At 59.6% G+C, this 16,487-nt stretch carries 15 protein-coding genes; 3 read left to right on the top strand and 12 right to left on the bottom strand.

Features of this window, described 5'->3' with window-relative positions; translation table 11 throughout:
* Positions 1-131: 131 nt before the first annotated feature.
* The 4 genes from bhcD to bhcA all read right to left on the bottom strand — a co-directional run bounded on the left by bhcD (position 132) and on the right by bhcA (position 4,570).
* Complete coding sequence (bhcD, locus tag MK208_RS13290; RefSeq protein ID WP_294117262.1) at positions 132-1,097, bottom strand: iminosuccinate reductase BhcD; 966 nt, start codon at positions 1,095-1,097, stop codon at positions 132-134.
* A gap of 110 nt (positions 1,098-1,207) precedes the next feature.
* Positions 1,208-2,371, bottom strand: a complete 1,164-nt coding sequence (bhcC, locus tag MK208_RS13285) for a 3-hydroxy-D-aspartate aldolase BhcC (protein ID WP_294117260.1) — start codon at positions 2,369-2,371, stop codon at positions 1,208-1,210.
* A 37-nt stretch (positions 2,372-2,408) separates the two neighbouring features.
* Positions 2,409-3,380, bottom strand: a complete 972-nt coding sequence (gene bhcB / locus MK208_RS13280; protein WP_294117259.1) for a beta-hydroxyaspartate dehydratase BhcB — start codon at positions 3,378-3,380, stop codon at positions 2,409-2,411.
* Complete coding sequence (gene bhcA / locus MK208_RS13275; RefSeq protein WP_294117258.1) at positions 3,380-4,570, bottom strand: L-aspartate--glyoxylate aminotransferase BhcA; 1,191 nt, start codon at positions 4,568-4,570, stop codon at positions 3,380-3,382. The genes bhcB and bhcA overlap by 1 nt, the downstream gene beginning before the upstream one ends.
* Positions 4,571-4,739: 169 nt before the next feature.
* Here bhcA and bhcR point away from each other — a divergent pair, with 169 nt between their 5' ends.
* The 3 genes from bhcR to gndA all read left to right on the top strand — a co-directional run bounded on the left by bhcR (position 4,740) and on the right by gndA (position 7,668).
* The gene (gene bhcR / locus MK208_RS13270; RefSeq protein ID WP_294117256.1) at positions 4,740-5,582 is read left to right on the top strand and encodes an HTH-type transcriptional regulator BhcR; all 843 of its coding nucleotides are present in this window, start codon (positions 4,740-4,742) and stop codon (positions 5,580-5,582) included.
* Between the two features lie 48 nt (positions 5,583-5,630).
* Positions 5,631-6,185: a gluconokinase gene (locus tag MK208_RS13265; protein WP_294117254.1), complete on the top strand. Its 555-nt coding sequence runs from the start codon at positions 5,631-5,633 to the stop codon at positions 6,183-6,185.
* A gap of 82 nt (positions 6,186-6,267) precedes the next feature.
* Positions 6,268-7,668 carry an NADP-dependent phosphogluconate dehydrogenase gene (gene gndA, locus MK208_RS13260; RefSeq protein ID WP_294117252.1) on the top strand — a complete coding sequence of 467 codons (1,401 nt, stop codon included), beginning with the start codon at positions 6,268-6,270 and terminating at the stop codon, positions 7,666-7,668.
* Between the two features lie 154 nt (positions 7,669-7,822).
* Here the strand turns inward: gndA and folD are convergent, their stop codons facing one another.
* The 8 genes from folD to pal form a co-directional block, all read right to left on the bottom strand.
* Entirely contained in the window at positions 7,823-8,725 is a 903-nt protein-coding gene (gene folD / locus MK208_RS13255; RefSeq protein WP_294117251.1) for a bifunctional methylenetetrahydrofolate dehydrogenase/methenyltetrahydrofolate cyclohydrolase FolD, read from the bottom strand.
* A 71-nt stretch (positions 8,726-8,796) separates the two neighbouring features.
* Positions 8,797-9,093: a chorismate mutase gene (locus tag MK208_RS13250; protein WP_294117249.1), complete on the bottom strand. Its 297-nt coding sequence runs from the start codon at positions 9,091-9,093 to the stop codon at positions 8,797-8,799.
* 59 nt (positions 9,094-9,152) lie between these two features.
* Positions 9,153-10,829 (bottom strand): formate--tetrahydrofolate ligase, encoded by a 1,677-nt coding sequence (locus tag MK208_RS13245; protein WP_294117532.1) that lies wholly within the window; start codon positions 10,827-10,829, stop codon positions 9,153-9,155.
* A gap of 184 nt (positions 10,830-11,013) precedes the next feature.
* A complete protein-coding gene (locus MK208_RS13240) occupies positions 11,014-11,613 on the bottom strand; it encodes an MOSC domain-containing protein (protein ID WP_294117247.1) in 600 nt (199 codons plus the stop codon).
* A 181-nt stretch (positions 11,614-11,794) separates the two neighbouring features.
* Positions 11,795-13,714, bottom strand: coding sequence for an ATP-dependent zinc metalloprotease FtsH (gene ftsH / locus MK208_RS13235; protein WP_294117245.1), 1,920 nt, complete (start codon positions 13,712-13,714; stop codon positions 11,795-11,797).
* A gap of 100 nt (positions 13,715-13,814) precedes the next feature.
* A complete protein-coding gene (gene tilS, locus MK208_RS13230) occupies positions 13,815-14,972 on the bottom strand; it encodes a tRNA lysidine(34) synthetase TilS (protein WP_294117242.1) in 1,158 nt (385 codons plus the stop codon).
* A 59-nt stretch (positions 14,973-15,031) separates the two neighbouring features.
* A complete protein-coding gene (gene ybgF / locus MK208_RS13225) occupies positions 15,032-15,871 on the bottom strand; it encodes a tol-pal system protein YbgF (protein WP_366011021.1) in 840 nt (279 codons plus the stop codon).
* Positions 15,872-15,874: 3 nt separating this feature from the next.
* Complete coding sequence (gene pal / locus MK208_RS13220; RefSeq protein ID WP_294117239.1) at positions 15,875-16,384, bottom strand: peptidoglycan-associated lipoprotein Pal; 510 nt, start codon at positions 16,382-16,384, stop codon at positions 15,875-15,877.
* Between the last annotated feature and the right edge of the window lie 103 nt (positions 16,385-16,487).

Raw genomic sequence — 16,487 nt, 5'->3', positions numbered from 1 at the left:
AATCGGGAGATACTTTCAATGGATTTTTGAATAAAACGTCGCGTAAGGTTGGGAGCAGCAAACGCCAAAAACAAAGCGCCTCCGCAGCCAAGAAGCAACGGAGGCGTGTGTTTCCAAGCGGTTAGAGGAACTTAGAAATCGACCTCGATGGCGATGCCTTTTTCGACAGCCAGATCGACGACGGCCGCGGCCACCGCAAGATCCTGCAAGCCAACGCCGGTGCCATCAAACAGGGTGATCTGCTCTGCCGAGGTGCGGCCCGGGTTGGTGCCGTTGATCACCGCGCCGACTTCGGCCACATCACTGACTTCAATCAGCCCTTCGGCCACCGCGTGCTGCGCCTCGCCGATGGTGATCGATTGCGCCACCTCGTCGGTGAAGACAGAGGCTTTCGCCAAAAGCGCGCTTTCGACCTCCTGTTTGCCTTTGGTGTCGGTGCCCATGCAGGCGATGTGCGTGCCGGGGGAGACATGATCCGCCATCAAGGAGGGGGCAAAGGCGGAGGTGATCGAGATGATCACGTCAGCCTGTTTCATACCGTCCAGTTCCACGGCCTCAAATGGCAAGCCAGCTTCGGTGGCGACTTTTTCAATGTTTGGCAGCATGTCCGGGTGGTAGTTCCAGCCGATAACTTTCTCAAACTGGCGCTGCTCCAAGGCGGCGCGCAGTTGGAAGGTGGCCTGATGCCCTGCGCCAATCATGCCGATGACCTTGGCATCTTCGCGGGCCAAATGTTTGATCGAAACGGACGACGCGGCAGCGGTGCGCAGCGCGGTCAACAGATTGCCGCCCACCATGGCTTTGGCCTTGCCAGTGTCCGGATCAAACAGGAACACGGTGGACTGGTGGTTGATCAGGCCGCGCTTTTCCAGGTTGTTGGGCCAGTAGCCGCCCGCCTTCAGGCCCAGCGTCAGCCCCGCCTGATCAAAGCCGCCTTTGAACCCATACAACGCGTCTTCGTGGCCAATGGCTTCGCGCACCACCGGGAAGTTATACGCATCGCGCGCGGCCATGGCGGCAAAAACTTTTTCAACCGCATCAAACGCCGCCTCGCGGGTCATCAGGTCGGCAATTTCGCGTTCAGGTACTATCAGCATGGTGCTCTCACGTTAGAATTTGCGTGCCCACGTGCAATGCCGGAAGGGTAAGACAGCACGTGGGCACAAGTCCGGCGCCCCATACGCCGGAGGTGGTTTTTTATCGAAGATCAGTAGGCACGGCCGCGGGCCGACACAGGCCAGACGCATTCAACTTTGCCGTCGCGCACGCCGACGTACCAGTCGTGCACATTGGCGGTTGGGTCACAGTGGCCCGGCACCAGCTTGAGCTTGTCATTGACCTTCAGCACGCCGGTTGGGTCCATGACCACGCCGTGCTCGTCTGAGCATTTGATGTATTCCACATCGTCGCGACCAAAAATCACTGGCAGGCCGCTGTCGACAGACTGCGCTTTCAGACCTGCGTCCACGATGGCTTTGTCCGCTTTGGCATGGCTCATCACGCTGGTCAGGATGAAGAAGGCATTTTCCCACTCGCCTTGGTCGATGCGGTTGCCGTCTTTGTCCAGGATGCGGCCGTAGTCTGCGTCCATGAAGGCGTAGGAGCCACATTGCAGCTCGTTGTACACGCCGGAGTTGCTCTCAAAGTAATAGGAGCCAGTGCCGCCGCCGGAGACCAATTCGCAGGAAATACCCTCGGCTTTAAGGCCGTCCACAGCGTCCTGCACTTGGGCAATCGCCACGTCGAGCTTGGCCTTGCGGTCCTCGTAGCTGTCCATGTGCTGCATTGCGCCCTGATAGGCCTGAATACCGGTGAACTTGAGGTTGTCCGCCGCTTCAACAACCTTGGCAATCTCCACCACGGCTTCGGTGGTGGTCACACCACAGCGGCCCGCGCCACAATCGATTTCGACAAAGATCTCCAGCTCCGTGCCATGCAGCACGGCCGCAGCAGAGAGGTCCGCCACATTGGCAACGTCATCCACGCAGACAATCGTGCGGCTGCCAAATTTGGGCAGACGGGCCAGGCGGTCGATTTTCGCCGGGTCACGCACCTGGTTGGAAACCAGAATGTCCTTAATGCCGCCACGGGCAAAGACTTCGGCCTCCGAGACCTTCTGACAGCAGACGCCTACGGCACCACCAAGTTTTTCCTGCAGCTTGGCCACATCTACGGATTTGTGCATCTTGCCATGCACGCGATGGCGCATGCCGTGGGCCTTGGCGTAATCGCCCATCTTCTTGATGTTGCGCTCCAGCGCATCAAGGTCCAGCACCAAGGCCGGGGTTTGAATGTCTGCGGCGTCCATGCCCGGCTTGGCCGGAATGTCATAGCCCACTTCATAGGTGTCGAGATTGGTCATGTCTTTCATGTCCTCATCCTCTGTCGAAAATAGAGTTGTCTGTGTGTCAGGTGGTTGGCAACCAGGGCAGCTTATCGAGATCAACGTTGCCACCGGTGATGATCATCCCCACGCGTTTGCCTCTGAAAGCGTCGGGGTTCTTGAGAACTGTCGCCAAAGGCACCGCGGAGGAAGGTTCCATCACGATGCGGAGATGCTTCCAGGTGAGCTTCATCGCATCAATGATTTCTTGCTCGGACGCGGTGTAAATCTCGCTCACGTGGTTGGAGACAAAGTGCCAAGTGCGCTCTTTGAGCGGCACCAACAGCCCGTCAGCAATGGTTTTGGGCGCGTCATCGGCGATGATGTGCCCCGCCTTGAAGCTGCGGTAGGCGTCGTCCGCCTGCTCTGGCTCCGCCGCAATCACCTGCGTTTCCGGCGCCAAGGTGGCGAGCGTCAGGCAGGTGCCAGAGATCATGCCACCGCCACCAATGGGCGCAACCACCATGTCCAGACCGTCGGTCTGCTCGATGAATTCTTTGGAGCAGGTCCCCTGCCCCGCAATCACGCGAGGATCGTTGTAAGGATGCACAAAATCGCCCCCGGTGGCCGCTTGCACTTCGGCAAAGGTCGCCTCGCGCGAGGTGGTGGAAGGTTCACATTCGGTGATCCTACCGCCATAGCGGCGCACGGTGTCTTTTTTGGCCTGCGGCGCGGTGCGCGGCATGACCACGTTGCACGGAATGCCACGTTTCATGGCCGCATAGCTCAGGCAAGACGCATGGTTGCCGGAGGAATGGGTGGCGACGCCGCGTTTGGCCTGCTCCTCATCCAGTCCAAAGACCGCATTGGCCGCGCCGCGCACTTTGAAGGCACCCGGCTCTTGGAAGTTCTCACATTTGAAGAACAGTTCTGCGCCAGTCAGCTCGTTGAGGTAGTCCGACACGCGCACCGGGGTGCGGCGGATGTGGGGCTGGATGCGCGCGTGCGCCTCCAGCATGTCCTCATAGGTTGGGATATACATATCGCTGTCCAACATCAGGCCGCGTCCTTCTGCACCGACGCCGTGTTGCCACGGTAGAAATCTTGTGCGGCGGCCACGCCACTGCCCAGTTTGATGTCCAGGCCAAGGTCCACCATGCACATCTCTGCAGTGGCGATGCCGGAGAGCGCCATCACGTCGGTCAGGCTGCCAAGGTGACCGATCCGGAAGACTTTGCCAGCCACCTCACCAAGGCCCACACCAAAGGCCACGCCGTATTTCTCCGCCGCATGGGTGACGATGTCGGTGGCGTTAAACCCTTCCGGTGTTTTGATCGCACTCACGGTGTCCGAGTAAACCGACGGGTTGGCGGCGCAGAGTTCCAGCCCCCAAGCACCCACAGCGGCGCGCACGCCTTCGGCAATGCGGGAGTGACGGGCAAAGACGTTGTCCAGACCTTCGTTGAGCAGCATGGTGCAAGCTTCGTTCAGGCCATTCAACAACCCCACGGCGGGCGTGTAAGGGTAAGCGTTGGCAGCGTAGCCTTTGGCCATGTCGTGCACGTCAAAGAAGGTGCGCGGCAGTTTGGCAGTCTCAGTTGCGGCCATGGCTTTGGCGCTGAAACCCACGATGGCGAGGCCAGCGGTCAGCATGAAGCCTTTTTGCGAGCCGGTCACGGCAACATCCACGCCCCACTCATCCATGCGGAAGTCCATGGAGGCAATCGAGGACACGCCATCGACAAACAGCAGTGCCGGGTGGCCTGCGGCGTCCAAAGCGCGACGCACGGCGGCGATGTCGGATTTCACACCGGTGGCCGTCTCGTTGTGGGTGGCCAGAACGGCTTTGATTTCATGGTTGGTGTCTGCGGTTAGGATCTCCTCGTAGCGGTCCGCTGGCAGACCTTCGCCCCAAGGGGTTTCCACAACCTGCACGTCGAGATCATGACGCTGGCACATGTCGATCCAGCGGTGGCTGAACATGCCGTTGCGCGCAGCGAGGATTTTGTCGCCTGCGGACAGCGTGTTGGTCAGTGCGGTTTCCCAGCCGCCGGTGCCGGTGGATGGGAAGATGAACACTTCTGCGCTCTCGCTTTTGAGCACTTTGCGCACACCTTCGCGGGCCGGGTGCAGGATTTGACCAAACAGCGGCGAGCGATGGTCGATGGTGGGCATGTCGCAAGCCTTGCGCAGGCTTTCCGGAATGTTGGTTGGACCGGGAATAAAGACAGGGTTTTGGAAGCTCATGGCAGGTCTCCTTCAAGCGTTGAGACGACCATAGCGGGGCAACTTGCGGCGGGAAATTTTTTTGAAGAATGATTTCAGAAATGAAAATGTCGAAATTATTCAATATTGTCAGATGCTTGATTTTTTCATATTGTGAATGCTCTTTTCAATAATTTCGAAGGGGCTGTTTATGGTTTCTCAAAGGAATGGCGAAAATGGCGGTCCAAAGGCGCGTGGTCGTCCGCGTGACTGGCATGACAAGACCGCGCAAAACACCATCAAATCACTCGATCGCGCGATGGGGGTGTTTGAGTATCTGAGCGAGGCACAGGGCAAGACCTTGTCGCAGATTGCCGACGAGATGAGGCAATCTCCAGCCACGGTGTACCGCATTCTGGTGACACTGGAGACCCGTGGGCTGGTCGAATTTGAGAACCGCGAGCAGCTTTGGCACATTGGCCCCCGCGCCTTCATCATTGGTGCCCGTTTCTTGCGGCGCACCAGTTTGGTGGACCGCGCGCGGCCTGTGATGCGCAAGCTGATGGAGCTGACCGGGGAAACCGCCAACCTTGGCGTGGAGCGCGAAGGACAGGTACTCTTCCTCAGCCAAGTGGAAACACACGCCACCATCCGGGCGTTTTTCCCACCTGGCACCCTCTCGCAGATGCATGCCTCCGGCATTGGCAAGGCCTTGTTGGCACAAATGGAAGCAGGTCGGCGCAATCGGCTTTTGGCCACCGAAGAGCTCACAGCATTCACCGAGCGCACCATCACCGATGTGGATGCGCTTCTTGAAGACCTGCTTGCCATTCGGGAGCGTGGTTACTCTGTAGACGACGAGGAGCGCAACATGGGCATGCGTTGTATCGCAGCTCCGGTGTTTGACTTTAACGGCGAGGCGGTGGCGGGCATTTCCGTGTCGGGCCCCGCAAGTCGTGTGAGTGCGGCGGAAACTGACCGTCTGGCGAAGGCCGTGACCGCGGCGGCTCGGGAATTGACCCTTGCGATTGGCGGGGAGGCCACGGCACCTTGAAAAATGTTTGCGCTACCATTTATGTGGAGGCAGAGAGGGAGGCGCGACATGACCCAAGACATAAGCGGCCGGGCACTCATCGTAATGGGTGTCAGCGGGGTAGGCAAAACCACGGTGGCGCAGGCTTTGGCGGAACAGATCGGCGGGCGCTACATTGAAGCGGATGAATATCATCCCCCGGACAACATTGCTGCCATGGCGGCTGGTACGCCATTAACGGACACAATGCGGCACCCCTGGCTGGACGCGTTGGCGGGCGCAATGCAGCAGGCGCGGACAGCTCGGCCGGATACGCCTGTGGTGGTAGCCTGTTCTGCGCTCAAACGCAGTTATCGGGATATTTTGCGCGCCAGGAACCCTGACGCTATCACTGTCTATCTCGCGGCGGATCCTGACACGATCCGCGCACGTATCACCGGCAGAGCGGACCACTTTATGCCGCCAAGCCTGCTTGATAGCCAACTGGAGACATTAGAGCCCCCGACCCCGGATGAGACCTGCGTGACCGTTGACGCCAGCTTGCCTCCCGACATATCCGTGGGCCAAATCAAAGAAACGCTTTTGGCGTTATCGACCAACGACCGATTGACATCCCTCTGTTAGCGCATGACATAGGGGCAGCGCACCGCGGTTTCGGGCGGCACGGCCAACTCACTTAATTGCCTTGATGACAAGGAGCAAACCGATGACGCTTGCAAATTTTGGCCTCTACGGACTTGGTACAATGGGCACCGCCCTGGCGCATAACATCGCCGAAAACGGTTTTAATCTTCATGTGGCCTCCTATCGCAAAGTCGATATGGACAGTTTTGTGGCTAACGCACCTGCCTTTGAAGGAAATTTCACCGGCCACGACAGCCTGGCCGACATGGTACGGGACATGCCCGCCCCCCGCGCGATCATTTTCCTGATCCCTGCGGGTCAGGCTGTGGAAGAGGCCATTGCCCAAGCCCGCCCGCACATGCAGCCCGGAGATGTGCTGATTGATGCAGGCAACTCTGATTTTCAGGACACCCGCCGCCGCGCCGCCGACCTGGAGGCCAGCGGGTTGGCCTATATGGGCATGGGCGTGTCCGGCGGCGAGTTTGGTGCGCGCACTGGCCCGTCGATGATGGTGGGCGGCACAGCCTCGGTTTGGGAGGCAATGCGCCCCATGCTGGAAGCGATCTCGGCCAAGTTTGAGGGTGAACCTTGTGTCGATCATGTCGGGCCGGATGGTGCCGGGCATTTTGTGAAGACGGTGCACAACGGCATTGAATATGCCGACATGCAGCTTTTGGCGGAGAGCTATGGCCTGATGCGCCATGGTTTGACGATATCGCCAGCGGAGATTGGCGCGGAGTTTGAGCGCTGGAACAATGGGCCGATGCGCAGTTATCTCGCGGAGATCTCCGCCGAAGTTCTTCAGACGATTGATCCCAAGACAGACAAGCCGCTGGTGGATGTGATTGTCGACACCGCTGGCCAAAAAGGCACTGGCCGCTGGACCGCGATTGAAGCGCAGAAACTGGGCGTGGCTGCCAATACGGTTGAGGCTGCGGTGGGCGCGCGCGTTTGGTCCGCAGGTCGTGAGGCACGCGCCGTTGGCGAAGAGATTTTTGCGCCAACGCGAGGTACGGTTGCGGTGACAACAGCGCAAATAGAACAAGCAGCCTTGGCGACACGCATTATCGGTCACAGTCAGGGGTTTGACCTGTTGTCTAGCGCGTCTGACGAGTTTGGCTGGGATTTGGACCTGTCGCGCTGTGCAGAGATCTGGCGGGCGGGCTGCATCATTCGGTCTGAATTGCTCAGCGGCATTGCGGACGCCTTCCGCAACGCGCCACCGGCTGGCCTTCTGGCCTATGCGCCGGAGATGGCGGCGACGCTTAAAGACGCGGTTCCAGCGTTGCGCGCTGTGGTGGGCGCCGCCATCGCCGCCGGGCATCCAGTGCCGGTGATGACGGCCGCGTTGGCATGGTTTGACGGCATGACACAATCGCGCGGCACCGCGGATCTGATTCAAGGGCAGCGCGATTTCTTTGGCCGCCACAGCTTTGCGCGGGTCGATGGGGGCAGCGGCCATCACGGGCCATGGGCTGACTGACAGTAGAAAGCCATCGCGCCCGAACCGAGGGGCTGGAAGCGAAGCGCCCGCCCCGTGGGGGCGGTTCGGGCGCTGCCAAATCAGGGATTTGGCAAAGGAGAAAATAAAAAGGGCCGCCAAAGCGACCCTTTCCAGTTTCATCTCAGCGATCGCCTTACGCCGTCAAACCTTCCGGCTCGGCCAGGCCGTTGGCACGGCAGCACGCCGTTACGGTGTTGGCCAACAAGCAGGCGATTGTCATTGGACCTACGCCACCCGGCACCGGTGTGATCGCACCGGCCACAGCCGCGGCACTTTCAAAGTGCACGTCGCCCACCAGACGGGTTTTGCCTTCGCCTTTTTCTGGCGCGTCGATGCGGTTGATGCCCACGTCGATCACAGTGGCACCTTCTTTGATCCAGTCTCCTGGCACCATTTCAGGACGCCCCACAGCCGCCACGACGATGTCGGCACGGCGTACCACGTCTGGCAGGTCTTTGGTGCGGGAATGCGCGATGGTCACGGTGCAGCTGTCACCCAGCAATAGCTGCGCCATTGGCTTGCCCACGATGTTGGAGCGGCCGATCACCACCGCATCCATGCCGGACAGCGAGCCGTGATGGTCGCGCAGCATCATCAGACAGCCAAGCGGTGTGCAGGGCACCATGGATTTCTGCCCCGTGCCTAGAAGGCCCACGTTGGAAATGTGGAAACCATCCACGTCTTTGGCCGGATCGATCGAGTTGATCACCAGATCTTCGTTCAGATGGCCGGGCAGTGGCAGTTGCACCAGTATGCCGTGCACCGCAGGATCGTTGTTCAGCTTGTCGATCAGGGCCAGCAGGTCTGCTTCGGAGGTGTCAGCATCGAGCTTGTGCTCATAGGAGTTCATGCCGACTTCGACGGTCTGTTTGCCTTTGGAGCGCACATAGACCTGCGAGGCTGGGTCTTCGCCAACCAGCACCACGGCCAGACCGGGTGTGATGTCGTTTTCCTCTTTCAGACGTGCCACATGGCCCGCCACTTTCTCGCGAACTGTGGCCGCAAAGGCTTTGCCGTCAATAATCTGTGCGCTCATCACGCTCCCCTTTATGATCTGCCCGGGGGCGCGCCCCGGTGGGTGCTTTCACACGCGCCGCTCCTTGCGCGTCAGTCTAACTTGATGGTTTTGGCTTCCCGAGCGATGGACCAGTCAATCAACTGGCGCCACAGAGCCTCGGCGATCTCGGTGTCCAGCCCTTCTTCTGTCGCGGTCGCTTTGACCTTGGCCACAACGTCTTCGACACGGGCGGGAATTTTGGCGGGAAGCCCCACGCCGCTTTTGATTTCAACGGCGCGGTCAATGTAAGTGGTGCGCAGCGCCAGCAGGCGGACCAATTCACGGTCCAGCGTATCGATCTGCGCACGCAGGGTGGGCATGTCAGGACAATCGGCGGGGCTCAGCATGGCATCCTCTCGCAAGTGTTGCGCATGCCCTACCCCGCCTCAGTCCAAACCGCAATGCGTTAGAACAGGCCTTCGACCAGTCCCTCGTCATTGATGCGGATATTCTCCGCCGCCGGGTGGCGTGGCAGGCCAGGCATGGTCATGATCGACCCACAGATCACCACGATGAAGCCGGCGCCAGCGCTCAGGCGCACCTCACGCACTGGCACGGAGTGGCCGGTTGGTGCACCACGCAGATTTGGGTCGGTGGAGAAGCTGTACTGGGTCTTCGCCATACAGACCGGCAGGTGGCCGTAGCCCGCGTCTTCCCAGGCCTTGAGCTGATCACGGATTTTCTTATCCGCCAGCACCTCATCCGCGCGGTAGATCGAGGTTGCGATGCGCTCAATTTTCTCAAACAGCGGCAGCTCGTCTTTGTAGAGTGGCGCAAACTGGCTCACACCGGCGTCGGCGATTTCTGCAATACGGGTTGCGAGTTCTTTGGTGCCTTCGGAACCTTTCTCCCAGTGCTGGCAAAGAATGGCTTCAGAGCCTTGGCCTTCGACATAGTCTTTGACTGCCTGTACTTCGGCGTCTGTGTCGGAGACAAAGTGGTTGATCGCCACAACAACTGGCACGCCGAACTGCTTCAGGTTGCCGATGTGACGGCCCAGGTTGGCGCAGCCTTCGTTCACCGCATCGACGTTTTCCGCGCCGAGGTCTGCTTTGGCAACGCCGCCGTTCATTTTCATCGCGCGGATGGTGGCCACCAGCACAACCGCATCCGGCGCAAGGCCCGCTTTGCGGCATTTGATGTTCATGAACTTCTCGGCGCCCAGATCGGCACCAAAGCCCGCTTCGGTCACCACATAATCCGCAACCTTCAGCGCGGTGGTGGTGGCGATCACGGAGTTACAGCCGTGGGCGATGTTGGCGAATGGGCCGCCGTGTACAAAGGCCGGGTTGTTCTCCAACGTCTGCACCAGGTTCGGCTGCATCGCGTCTTTCAGCAAAACGGTCATTGCGCCGTCGGCTTTGATGTCGCGCGCATAGATCGGGCTGCGGTCACGGCGGTAGGCCACAATCATGTCACCCAGACGTTTTTGCAGGTCATCCAGATTGTTGGCGAGACACAGGATCGCCATAACCTCGGAGGCCACGGTGATGTCAAAGCCGGTCTGACGTGGGAAGCCGTTGGCAACGCCGCCAAGCGAAGTCACGGTGTCACGCAGCGCGCGGTCGTTCATGTCGAGCACACGACGCCAAGTCACACGGCGTTCGTCGATTTCCAGCTCGTTGCCCCAGTAGATGTGGTTGTCGATCATCGCCGACAGCAGGTTGTGCGCAGAGGTGATTGCGTGGAAGTCGCCCGTGAAGTGCAGGTTCATCTCTTCCATTGGCACGATTTGCGCGTAGCCACCGCCCGCGGCGCCGCCCTTCATGCCGAAGTTTGGCCCCAAGGAGGCCTCGCGGATACACACAGCGGCTTTTTTGCCAATCGCGTTCAGACCGTCGCCCAGGCCGACGGTGGTGGTGGTTTTGCCTTCGCCCGCAGGGGTTGGGTTGATCGCGGTCACCAGAATCAGCTTGCCGTTTTCACGGTCCTGCACGGAGTTGATGAACTCCTGGCTGATCTTGGCTTTGTCGTGGCCGTAGGGCAGCAAATCCTCACTGCCAATACCCAGCTTTGCGCCAATCTCCTGGATAGGTTGTTTCTTTGCCTCACGGGCGATTTCAATATCGGTTTTGAAGCTCATGGTGGTCCCTGTCATAAAATTTGACGCTCTCTCACCTCATTTGTAGCGCCGAAAAAACGGCAATGAGATGCGTTTCCGACATATCCGACGCTTCTAGCGTCGGCATAAGAGGCGCCGGTTTCGTTTTGGAGACGTTACGTCAGGATCGGGCACAAGGACCACCCTTAGTGGAATGTCTGCACACTCAGGATTTGCGGGCGCGCTCCAGATGGCTCCAGACCGGCTGGTCCGGCACAAACAAGCGCATGGTATCGCCCACGGACAGCGTGCCTGCCCGCTCCACCCAAGCGGTCACACCGCGTTTGCCGGTGGCGGCGGTTTTGAACTTGGGCCCATGGCCGGGATGGGCGCCCTCGATCACCCGGCCGGGCAACACACAGGGGCGGTTTTCCATGTCCACGGTGATGGTCACCCCGTCCGGCCCTTGCAGGCGAGAATTTGGCGGCACATGAGTAAAATCCGGAATGCCTTTGAGCACAATCGACGCGCCCACCCAGGCCGGGTCCACGGCTTCAAGCCCCATGTCTTTGGCGATCATGTCGAGTTCTTCCTGAGACAAGACCGACAGCTGGCGCACGTTCATGATTTCGGTGCCCCGCTCATACAGCGCTTTGACGCGCACACAGGACGGCCGTGTGATGCCCGAGTGAAACTCGCCCGCATCGCCTCCCAAAGCCAGATCCAACGACGGCACCGGCGCGGCGCTTAGGTTTTCTTCCGAATTGGCCACCCGGCCCAGCCAGACCACTTCGGCTTCAAAGGTTGTTGGTTTTAATGCAGGCATTTTGCGCTCCCTCGTCACAGTGCTTGGCAGATACCTAGAGGTCGAGAGTCTGGCTGACAATCAAAGATGGGTGATGAGGGTGTTCAGCATCTGTGAGCCATCCAATTTGGACCTCCCAAAAGAAAAACCCCGGAGCGCCCTCACGCTCCGGGGTTTCATGGTCTTGGGCCTATCCCTCAGGTTAGGCCGTGGGTTCCGGCTCCAGTCCGCCGTCCCCACTTGGCTTATTGCGCGGCTTTGTTTTCGGGATCGCGGTCACGCTTGGGGCGTTGCCTTCGTCCGTATCATCGCCGTTGTTGTCATCAGAGTGCGGCGGCTCTCCGTCCATCACACGCTTGATTTCGTCACCGGTCAAGGTCTCATATTCCAGAAGTCCCTGCGCCAGACGTTCCCACTCTTCGTTGTAGTCAGTCAGCAATTTGTGCGCGGCGTCGTAGCCATCCTGGATGAGGCGCTTCACCTCTTCTTCGATCAGCTCTTTGGTGTGTGCCGATACGGAGAACCCACCGGTGTTGCCTTGGTAGCCTTCGTGCGCCTCGGCATAATCGATGTTGCCCACTTTATCCGACATGCCCCAGCGCATCACCATGGCGCGCGCCAGTTGGCTCGCCTGCTGAATGTCACCGGCAGGGCCGTTGGACACGTGGTCGTCACCGTATTTGATGATCTCGGCCGCCTTACCCGCCATAGTCATCGCCAGCTTCTGCTCACACTCGGACTTGTGCCAGTTCAAACGGTCCATCTCGGGCAGAGACACAACCATCCCCAACGCACCACCACGCGGGATGATCGTCGCTTTGTAGACCGGATCACATTCTGGCAGCTTCAAGCCCACCAGCGCGTGGCCCGCTTCGTGATAGGCGGTTTTCTCTTTTTGATCCTGCGTCAGCACCATCGAGCGGCGTTCTGCGCCCATCATCACCTTGTCTTTGGCGGATTCAAAATCCTCCATGGTGACAAAGCGACGACCGACACGCGCCGCCATCAACGCGGCCTCGTTCACGAGGTTGGCCAGATCGGCACCCGAGAAACCAGGCGTACCACGCGCGATGATGCGCAGGTCTACGTCTGGGCCCAGCGGGGTTTTGCGGGCGTGCACGCCGAGGATTTTTTCACGGCCTTTGATGTCCGGGTTGCCCACGGTCACATTGCGGTCAAAACGGCCCGGACGCAGCAGCGCAGGGTCGAGCACGTCACGACGGTTGGTCGCCGCGAGGATGATCACACCCTCGTTGGCTTCAAAGCCGTCCATCTCCACCAGCAACTGGTTGAGGGTCTGTTCACGTTCGTCGTTGCCACCGCCGTAGCCAGCACCACGATGACGACCCACGGCGTCGATCTCGTCGATAAAGACGATACAAGGCGCGTTTTTCTTGGCCTGCTCAAACATGTCACGGACACGGGAGGCACCCACACCCACAAACATTTCAACAAAGTCGGACCCGGAGATGGTGAAGAACGGCACACCTGCTTCGCCAGCAATCGCGCGGGCAAGAAGGGTTTTACCGGTGCCGGGAGGGCCCACAAGCAGCGCGCCTTTCGGGATTTTTCCGCCAAGGCGGGAGAACTTCTGCGGGTTGCGCAGGAATTCAACAATCTCTTCCAGCTCTTCTTTGGCCTCATCAATGCCAGCCACATCGTCAAAGGTCACGCGGCCATGCTTTTCGGTCAGCATCTTGGCTTTGGATTTGCCAAAGCCCATCGCGCCACCTTTGCCGCCACCCTGCATGCGGTTCATGAAGTAGATCCAGACACCGATCAACAGAAGGAAAGGCAAAAGGCTGATCAGGAAGGCTTGCAGGCCGGAGGTTTCCTGGCTCTCGGCGCGCACATCAATGCCTTTTTCGGTCAGAAGCTGTGTCACCTCTGCGTCCCGAGGCAAAATGGTCGAACTGGTCGAGCCATCCTGTGTCTGATAGCGCAGTTTCTCGCCATCAATGACCACATTCTGGACCTGCCCGGCTTCCACCGAAGCCACAAAGTCCGAATAACTGCTTTCACGGCTTTGCAGCGAGCTGCTGTCTCCGCTGAACAAGTTGAACAAAGCCAGGATCAGCAAAAACAGCACGACCCAGAAAGCTACATTTCTCGCATTGCCCAAGGCAAGTCTCCCTTTCAGAACGCCCGTGACCTATCACGAGGGCGTACAGAGTTAAATAGAGATCGCGAGGCCGTAATCAATGTGCGAATTGGCAAAGGCTCTAACAAGTCGTGCCAAAAACACTGGTGTGGGGCAAATGCCTCACATGCCAGCCATTCTTGAGGCCAGCCAACGGCGCTGCGATCAATTTTTCACCGTGCCACACCGCCGGCGAGGCAAGCACCGAAGGCCTTGGGCGTCCAAGCGACCGCCAGTCGTCAATCTCCCGGAGCCCCTGCTCGCCAAGGGCTGCAATCTCCATCTCCGTCACATCAAGGCCCTCCGGTGGTACGAACCGCCATCTGCCATCCCATATCTCAGATACGTGGCACCGCGTCTCTTGGATGGCCGCAAGCTCCCGCGTGATGCGCACCGACTGTTTTGACGGCAAGATCAAGCACCCGTGGAGCGAGATTGGCTGACCCGCTTCGATTGCAGCACGTAAGGCACGGAACCGCGGTTTGTATTCCGCGCCAGACACAGCCGACAACGCTTCAGCCATCAAACGCGAATACAGGGCTTCCGGCAGCGCCTTCTGCGCTTCTGCCTCCAAAACCACGTCACCGGCGTCCAGTGTAGCATAGTTTTGCGCCGCTGTATTGAGCGCCCAATCACGCACGTCTCTTTCGCGCCCCATATGCGCGGCGGTTTGTGCCAACCGGTCTGTGGTCAGGCCAAGCGGCGTCAGGGTTTCATACATCTGCCGCGCCTTCACGCGGTCAAAGCGCGGGTCTTCGTTGCTGGGATCGTCCGCCCAAAGGATCCCATTGTCGCGCAGATGCTGGCGCAAATCCTCGCGAGAGATCTCCAGCATCGGACGCAGCCAGGTCAGGCCATCGCGATTGCGAAGCTCCGACATGCAGGCCAACCCGTCGACACCGGACCCGCGCGACAGGCGCATCAAAAAGGTCTCGGCCTGATCATCTTGGGTGTGGCCCAAAGCCACGTGCTGCAGTTTATTCGCTTTGGCCCAATCGGCAATCGCCGTCCGCCGCCCCTCGCGCGCGGCGTTCTGGAGGTTTCCCGTGCGGTCCCAGTGCCACTGCAAAATGTCATGCGAAAGGTCGTGCTGCGCGACGTAGCTTGCAACCAACCCCAGTTCCTCAGCCGCTTCGGTGCGTAAACCATGGTTCACGCTGACCACAGCCAGCTCCGCCTTACCCCATAGGCGTAGAAGGTCGAGCAGTGCCATGGAGTCGCCGCCACCGCTGACGGCCACGCCAAGTTTTGTGGGAACATCCGTGCCAAACGCCCGATCAAGGGCGTTTGAAAGCTGGGTTAGGAGCACTGCAGGTTGACCATTTCCGCCTGAGCTTCGGTCACAAAAGCACCGCCGGGATAGCGCACACCAACTTCGTTGAGCGTTACGCAGGCCTCGTTAGTCTGTCCCAAAGCGCCAAGCGATTTACCCAGTCGGAACAACGCCTCTGGCGCGGTGCCGGATTGGGGCGCGCCCGAATAAGCTTCCAGAAAGGCGCGCGCGGCGCCGGTCAGATCGGTTTTGCCTTCCAGCGCTTGGCCCCGACGCAGATGCGCCTCGGCCTCAAGCGGGCTGCCGGGATAGGTCTGCACAAAGGAGGCAAACTGATCCGCCGCTGCGCCAAACTCACCCGCATCCAAGGCGGTCATCGCGCGGTTGAAATCCGTCTCTTCGCCCACGGCCAATTCGGTTGGCGCGCCATCACCGGAGCCGGTGTCGTCGCTACCGGTGGACGGCAAGGTTTCCACATCTCCGCCCAGGGTGGTGGTTTCGCCCAACTGGCTCAGATCGCCGCCTTCCAGCTCCACCAGCCGGAACTCCAGATCACCAATACGATTGGTGCCATCGGCCACAATGCGCTCGACGCGGTATTGCAGCTCTTCGGTTTTGCCTGTGAGCACCCGCAGCTGCTGTTCAATCACGTCCACACGCTCCAGCGTCGTGGCCCCGGTCACAATGGTGCCCGCCGACCCTGTGGTGGACAGCTCCCGCTTTAGGTTCTGCATTTCAACGTACAGCACAGACAACTGCTGGCGAATGTCTGCCAGCGTTTCATTACGGGTTTGGGCAGCGCCCATCATCGGCGCCACAACAAGCGCAAGGGCGCTCAAGGAAGCAAATACTTGCGCTCGCATCATGTCTTACCCCGACAGGTTGGCGGTCAGCACGGTCACCGCACGGCGGTTTTGCGCATAACAGCTTTCTTCCGAACAAATCTCAATCGGCCGCTCTTTGCCGTAGCTCACGGTGCGGATGCGGTTTGAGGCCACACCCTGCGTCACCAGAAGCTCCTGAACGGCGCTGGCGCGGCGCGCGCCAAGTGCGAGGTTGTATTCGCGGGTGCCCTGCTCGTCGGCATGGCCTTCGATCACCGCGATGTAGTCCGGGTTCTGCATTAGCCAGTTGGCCTGCGCCAGCACGGTCAGACGGCCCTGCTCGCTCAAGGTGGACTGATCCACCAGGAACAACACGCGGTCACCGACAGCTTCCTGAAAGTAGGCGATCGAGGTTGGATCGGCGCTACTGCCCAGACCGCTGTCAGCCCCTGTGCCGGTGCCAAAGTCATCGTCGTTGCCAAAACCGCCCGTATTCGAGCAGGCCGCCAAGGAAAGTGCGGCCACAGTCAGCACCGCTTTTGTCCATGTTTTCATGAGTATTGCCTCGCCTCTATACCCGTCGCCTCAATTGCATTTTGTGCTCTTCTAATGACGCTGTCTTATCACAAGCTTCTGCGCAAGCAAAACGCGGGGGTTT

Source organism: Shimia sp. (genome assembly GCF_022448905.1).
GTDB lineage: Bacteria > Pseudomonadota > Alphaproteobacteria > Rhodobacterales > Rhodobacteraceae > Shimia.
This window is presented reverse-complemented; position numbering and strand designations above follow the sequence as displayed.